This is a genomic window from Kitasatospora sp. NPDC059160 (genome assembly GCF_042755465.1).
GTDB lineage: Bacteria > Actinomycetota > Actinomycetes > Streptomycetales > Streptomycetaceae > Kitasatospora.
In genome coordinates this window covers 1-5,923 of record NZ_JBHZCN010000211.1, presented here as the reverse complement: position 1 = coordinate 5,923, position 5,923 = coordinate 1, and the positions used below count along the sequence as shown (strand labels likewise).

The 5,923-nt window shown below is 72.9% G+C and carries 7 protein-coding genes; 3 read left to right on the top strand and 4 right to left on the bottom strand.

Going from position 1 to position 5,923, the window contains the following annotated elements:
- Positions 1-129 precede the first annotated feature (129 nt).
- Both ACFXOZ_RS41880 and ACFXOZ_RS41875 read right to left on the bottom strand, forming a co-directional pair.
- Positions 130-1,047, bottom strand: a complete 918-nt coding sequence (locus tag ACFXOZ_RS41880) for an alpha/beta fold hydrolase (protein WP_380595302.1) — start codon at positions 1,045-1,047, stop codon at positions 130-132.
- A gap of 80 nt (positions 1,048-1,127) precedes the next feature.
- A complete protein-coding gene (locus ACFXOZ_RS41875) occupies positions 1,128-1,751 on the bottom strand; it encodes a hypothetical protein (protein WP_380595300.1) in 624 nt (207 codons plus the stop codon).
- Positions 1,752-1,960: 209 nt separating this feature from the next.
- On the opposite strand from ACFXOZ_RS41875, the gene ACFXOZ_RS41870 reads away from it, so the two are divergent.
- Positions 1,961-2,608, top strand: a complete 648-nt coding sequence (locus tag ACFXOZ_RS41870) for a LysE family translocator (protein ID WP_380595298.1) — start codon at positions 1,961-1,963, stop codon at positions 2,606-2,608.
- Positions 2,609-2,678: 70 nt separating this feature from the next.
- Here ACFXOZ_RS41870 and ACFXOZ_RS41865 read toward each other — a convergent pair whose 3' ends face one another.
- Positions 2,679-3,788 (bottom strand): Tim44-like domain-containing protein, encoded by a 1,110-nt coding sequence (locus ACFXOZ_RS41865; protein WP_380523611.1) that lies wholly within the window; start codon positions 3,786-3,788, stop codon positions 2,679-2,681.
- A 409-nt stretch (positions 3,789-4,197) separates the two neighbouring features.
- On the opposite strand from ACFXOZ_RS41865, the gene ACFXOZ_RS41860 reads away from it, so the two are divergent.
- Entirely contained in the window at positions 4,198-4,443 is a 246-nt protein-coding gene (locus tag ACFXOZ_RS41860; RefSeq protein WP_380595296.1) for a hypothetical protein, read from the top strand.
- A 4-nt stretch (positions 4,444-4,447) separates the two neighbouring features.
- On the opposite strand, the gene ACFXOZ_RS41855 is transcribed toward ACFXOZ_RS41860, so the two are convergent.
- A complete protein-coding gene (locus ACFXOZ_RS41855; RefSeq protein WP_380523615.1) occupies positions 4,448-5,113 on the bottom strand; it encodes a MarR family winged helix-turn-helix transcriptional regulator in 666 nt (221 codons plus the stop codon).
- A gap of 147 nt (positions 5,114-5,260) precedes the next feature.
- On the opposite strand from ACFXOZ_RS41855, the gene ACFXOZ_RS41850 reads away from it, so the two are divergent.
- Positions 5,261-5,803, top strand: coding sequence for a carboxymuconolactone decarboxylase family protein (locus ACFXOZ_RS41850; protein WP_380523618.1), 543 nt, complete (start codon positions 5,261-5,263; stop codon positions 5,801-5,803).
- Positions 5,804-5,923: the final 120 nt, after the last annotated feature.

Here is a 5,923-nt window from a genome sequence, read left to right as displayed (position 1 = left end):
GTCCCCCGGCGGGCCCCCACGCCTCCGCCCCCCGCCCCCCCCGCCCCGCGCGCCCCCCGTGTGCCCCCCCGGCCGGCGCGCCGGGCCGCCATCGTGGTTCGGAGCGCGGGCTCGCCGGCCGGCACGCGGCTACCCGGGCAGGCCCAGAATCGCCGCGGCGAACGCTCCGGGGGCCTCCTGCGGCACGTTGTGCCCCACCCCGGGCAGGGTCCGCACCTCGCACGGCCCGGTGAACCGCTCGGTGCCGGTCTGATCCGCCACGGGGATCACGCCGTTCTCCTCGCCGACCAGCACCACCGTCGGGACCACGACGGTCGGCCGACCGGCCAGCGCGTCCTCCGCCTCCCGGTAGCGCGGATCGCCTTCGACCAGGCCGAAACGGTGGCGGTAGGAGTGGATCGCGACGTCCACGAAGTCCGGGTTGTGCAGGCTCGCCGCCGACGCCGCGAACGCCTCCGCCGCCCCCGCCCAGGTCGGCGACCACAGCCGCCAGAGCAGCCCGCACAGCTCCTCCCGGTTCTGCTCCAGCCCCTGGCGGCCTCGCTCGGAATGGAAGTAGTACTGGTACCAGAGGCCGCGCTCCGCCTCCGGTGCGGCGGGCTCCATCGCCCGGGCGATGTCCTGGACGGTGTAGCCGCCCGCGGCGACCAGGCCGTGGACCCGCTCCGGCCACAGCGCCGCCGCCGCGCAGGCCGCCCGCCCGCCCCAGTCGTAACCGGCGACGACCGCCCGCTCGATCCCCAGCGCGTCCATGAACTCCACCAGGTCCCGCGCCAGCGCGGCCTGCTGGCCACTGCGCATCGTCCCCGCGTCCAGGAACCTGGTCGGACCGTAACCGCGGAGGTACGGCGTCAGCACCTCCCGGCCGGCCTCGGCGAGCAGCCGCGCGACCTCGTCGTAGGCCCGCACGTCGTAGGGGAAACCGTGCAGGAGGATCACCGGGGCAGCGGACGCACGGCGGCGCTCGCCGGTCCGATGGTAGGCGATCTCCAGCACCGGAGTCGTCACCCGGTAGAGCTCGTACGCCTCTTCGGTCCTCGCAGTCATCCGGTCATGCTCACACGCCTGCCCCGGACACGACTACCCCAGGGGCCCCTGGCCTCCGCCCGTGCGTGCGTGCGTCGTTCTCAGTACCGCTGGGCCTGGGTGACCTTGGAGAGCAGTGCCTTGTCCCGGTCGATCGGGCTGAACGCGGTGGGCTGGGCCTTCGCGCCCGGGGCCAGGTCCTTGACTCCCAGGAAGCTGGTGTCCACCACCTTGCCGTTCTCGTCGAGGAATTCGACCTTGACCGCGTACGACGCCGTCGCCCGGGTGCTGTTCACCACCGTGACCAGCGCGGCGTTGAAGCCGGCCGCCTGCGCCTTGGGCAGCCCGGTGAGCGTGACGTCCGACAGGGCGTTGCCGGAGCCCTCCGTCTTCGCCAGGACCGCCTGTGCCTCCGCACGGCCTGCCGACACCTGTGCCGACACGGAGGCTTCGAACGAGGCGGCCGCCGCCGACCGGGAGGCCGCGGCAGCCGAGACCGACTCCAGCACGGACGCCTTCGCCGAGGCCACCGCGGACGGCAGCACCCCGGAGAACGAGCTCACGTCCGGCGAGAACGGGCGGGACGACACGGTGGACGGCGACGTCGACGACGAACTGCAGCCCGCGACGACGAGCATCGTGCAACCGAGTACGGCGCCGACCGCGCCGGCGCTCCGGCTCAGCCGCTCGGCCGCCCGCGGCCGGCCATCGAGGAAACGCGACATGGATCTTCCGCCTTCGTCCCGGCCGGGCCACCCTAGGCCCGGGCCCGCGTCCCACAAGCGTCGCCGCCCGTGCCGCGCCCCGCTATCAGGTCTGCTGTGAACGGGTGGTGACCCGCCGGAGTCCTCCGCAGACGACCGGGGCATGATCCGAATGAGCGTCGCGTGCTAGGTTTCGCCCGCAAAACAGGACGGTTGAGGGCGGGGGCGACATGGTCGGTATCAGCGCGATAGCAGGCATCGCGGCGGTGGAGTTCGGGATGGTGCTCACGCCCGGACCGAACATGATCTACCTCGTCTCCCGCTCGGTGGCACAGGGGCGCCGCGCCGGACTGATCTCCCTGGCCGGCGTCGGGACCGGCTTCTTCGCCTACCTGCTGGCGGCGACCGCGGGCATCTCGGCGGTCTTCTCGCTGATCCCGGAGATCTACCTGGCGGTCAAGCTCGCCGGCGCGGGCTACCTGCTCTGGCTGGCCTGGAAGGCGGTGCGCCCCGGCGGCTCCTCGGTCTTCGAGCAGCGCGAGCTCGTGCCGGACCCGCCGCGCAAGCTCTTCACGATCGGCCTGCTGACCTGCCTGCTCAACCCGAAGATCGCGATCCTCTACATGTCGCTGCTGCCCCAGTTCGTGGACCCGAGCCGGGGTCACATCGCGGCGCAGAGCTTGCTGCTGGGACTGACCCAGATCGTCGTCGGACTGCTCGTGAACGGGATCTTCGTGCTGACCGCCGGATCGGTCTCGACGTTCTTCTCCGGCCGCCCGCTCTGGACCCGGATCCAGCGCTACGTGATGGGCACCGCCCTGGCCGGCTTCGCGGTACGGATCGCCGCCGACCGCTCGGCCGTGGCCGCCACGCCCTGAGGCCGGCGCTCTGCTGCGGGCGAGGGGTCCGTTCCGTCCCGTCAGCGGTCGTGCGCGTCCACGGCGCCGCCTACTCCACGTCGGCGGCGACCACGGTCCACGCCTTGGTCGACGTGTCGTCCAGCCGGAGGTCGAACGCGAGGGTGATCGGGCGGCGTCGGCGCGCGTCGCCGCGCAGCACCTGCTCGGTGCGGCGGTCGACCTCGTAGTAGACGCCCTCCGCGTCGACCGCGACGCGGAAGACGATCGGATCGCGGGAGACCAGCGAGCGGACCGTGACCGCCCTGACGACGGCGTCCCGCATGACGGTCCGGTCGACCGTGCGGACGGACGTGAAGTCCAGGCTGCCGTCGTTCATGACCCACTCCTCGAGGAAGCGCTCGACGGCCACCTCCAGGACCGCCTTGTCGAACCGGCCGTCGAGCACGCTCAGATCGCCGACGGCGGTGTCGGCGTCCGTGCTCCACGAGATGTTGGTCAGCGACAGGATGTCGCCCGCGCCCCTGACCGCGGTCTTCCCGGCCACCTCGAGGACCGCCTCGCGGGCGACCTCCTTCTGGTCCCAACCGTCCGTCTCGATGGCGTTGGTCAGGTGGTGCGCGCCCTCGGCCGCCTGCTCCACCGAGGACACGATCCACTCGCCGGCCGGGCTCTTGCGCAGCGTCCAGTACTCGACCGGGCGCGTCGAGTCGTCCTTGCGCACGGCGTCCGCGCCGTCGCCGCGGCGCACGTAGTCCCTGAGCGTCGCGGTGACCCGGAAAGTGACGGTGTCGTTCTCCTCGCCCGCGCGGTTGGCGACATCGACCAGCTCGACCACCGGGCCGGAGACGATCTCCACGACGTTGACCTCGCCGCGGGACTCGTAGTCGCGCAGCTGCTCGGCCCACTTGCCGTAGAGCACCGGGGACAGGACCTGCCGCAGGATGGCGTGGTCGTGCCGGGTCCAGGCGTTCTGGGCGGTCACGTACAGCTCGACGGCCCGGCGCTCCAGCGCGGCACGGTCGAAGGTCGCGTCCGTGTCGGCGATGGCGTCGACCCGGGCCGCGACCTGGGCGGCGCGCTCGCGCGCCTGCTCGTCCGCGCGGTGCGCGGTACGGTCCGACACCGTGTTCAGGCCGACTGCCTGCGCCGCCTTCCGGCGCCGGTACACGACCCACATGATCAGGAGGAGGACGGCCACGATCACCAGGAGGGAGACGAACCCACCGCTGCCGGCCCCGAACCCGAAGCCGAAACCGCCGCCGAACCCGTGGAAGCCGCTGCCGTGACTGCCACCGCCCCCACCGTGGCTGCCACCGCCTCCCCCACCGCCGCCGAACCCGTGGCTACCGCCCCCACCGCGGGCGTACGCCACCGCCGGGCTGCTCAGCGTGACGACTCCAGCGACCACAGTTGTCCAGCGACGGGCGCGCACCGGGCTCCCCCTTCAAGAATCCGAGCTGTTCCTTACGAGCCTACAAGCCGGATCGCCCGCACATTCGGCCCGGTCGGACACTTTCGCGCACTGCCCCCGGCTGATCACATGGCGTGACGAGGGGGGTGAGGCGGCCGCCGCGATCTAGCCGGAGCTCCTCCCGTTCCACGACATCGTGGCCGGAGCCGTCGGCCTCTCTCTTGCCCTACGCCCGGTCGCCCAGTCCCTCGGCGAACTCGCGCTGATGCTCGACCGCCCGCAGGAGGCCGCCGACCACTTCGCCCGTGCCGAGCGCGTCGCCCACCGATGGCACTCGCCGCACTGGGCCGACGCCGCCCGCGCCGACCTGGCCCAGGCCGGGTCACGGGTCCGTCGATCCGGCCTCGACGTCGAGCGGGCCACGCTCACGGCCGGCGGGTAGGACGCTACGGCAGCCCCGGCCGGTGCTGCTGACCGGCCGATGGATCGGGAGTCACCGCCGGCTCGTGGTCCGGGCACTCCACGCGCAGTTCACCGTCGCCGAAGGCCGCGTCCACGAAGGCGCAGTGGTGGGGGTGTTCGGGGGTCTCGGGGTGGGCGAGTGGGCGGTAGAAGCGGCAGGTGACACAGGTGCGGGAGACCGGGATCGCACGCTGCTCCTGGAGGACCCGGATCATCGCGGTGGTGCCGCGCAGCATGGCGGCGACATCGTCGTCGTCCAGGGCGGCCAGGGCGACCGCGAGGGGTTCGGGGACGACCGCGAGCCGGGCGGCCTCGGCCTCGCCGGCCTCGGTGAGCAGCAGGGATGCCGCGCGGGAGTCGGCCGGGTCGCGGCGACGTTCGACCAGTTCCTTCGTGACCAGGGCCCGGACGGCGTCGCTGACGGTGGGCGCGGTGGAGGCGAGCGCGGTGACGATCTCGCCCTGGCGGCGCGGGCGGCGGTCCCCCGCGAGGAAGACCAGGATGTCGGCCTGAAGCGGTGTCAGCTTCGCGGGCCCGGCGTTGTGCCAGCTGCTCAGTCGCAGCGCCTGGCCCAGCCTGCTGAGCCCGGTCAGCAACTGTTCGCTCGGCGACAGTCCCGGGAGTCCGGCGACGCCCTCCACCTCCTCCACCCTTCTCCCTCCACGCTCCGGTCAGCCCGGTCGCCCGCTTCGGCCTTGTTGGCCTTGCCTCTTGCATTGTAGGCAGCGCCAACTATATTTGGCACTGCCAACATCAGTTGGCAGTGCCAACAACAACCCGTATCGGGAGTCTTCGCCATGCCTCGTCTCGCCGTCGTCAACCCCGACACCGCCACCCCCGCCGCCAAGGTGCTGCTCGACAAGGTCGACCGCGCCCTCGGCGTGACGCCCAACATGATGCGGGCGATGGCCAGTTCGCCCGCCGTGCTGGACGCCTACCTCTCGTTCAGCGGCGCCCTCGCCAAGGGCGGCCTGACCGGCGCCCTGCGCGAGCAGATCGCCCTGGTCTCCGCCGCCGAGAACTCCTGCGAGTACTGCTACGCCGCCCACCACGTGCTCGGCGCCCGGGCCGGCGTCAGCGAGGCCGACCTGGCCGCTGGCGGACGTGCCGAGGCCGCCGACCCGAAGACCGCTGCCGCCCTGCGCTTCGCCCGCTCGGTGATCCGCACCAAGGGCTTCGTCTCCGACGCCGAGCTGGCCGAGGTACGCGAGGCCGGCTACTCGGACGGTGAGGTCGGCGAGATCATCGGCGCGGTGGCGCTGAACGTCTTCACCAACTACTTCAATTCGGTCGGCCACACCGAGGTCGACTTCCCGGCGAAGACCCTGCCGACCGTCTGACCCGCCCCTCCCTCCTGCCGGGGGGGCGGCCCCGGGGGGGCGCCCCCGCCGCCCCCCCCCCCCCCCCCCCAGGCCGGCCCCCCCCAAGGGGGGGGCCCGGGCCCAGCGAGCCCCCCCCCA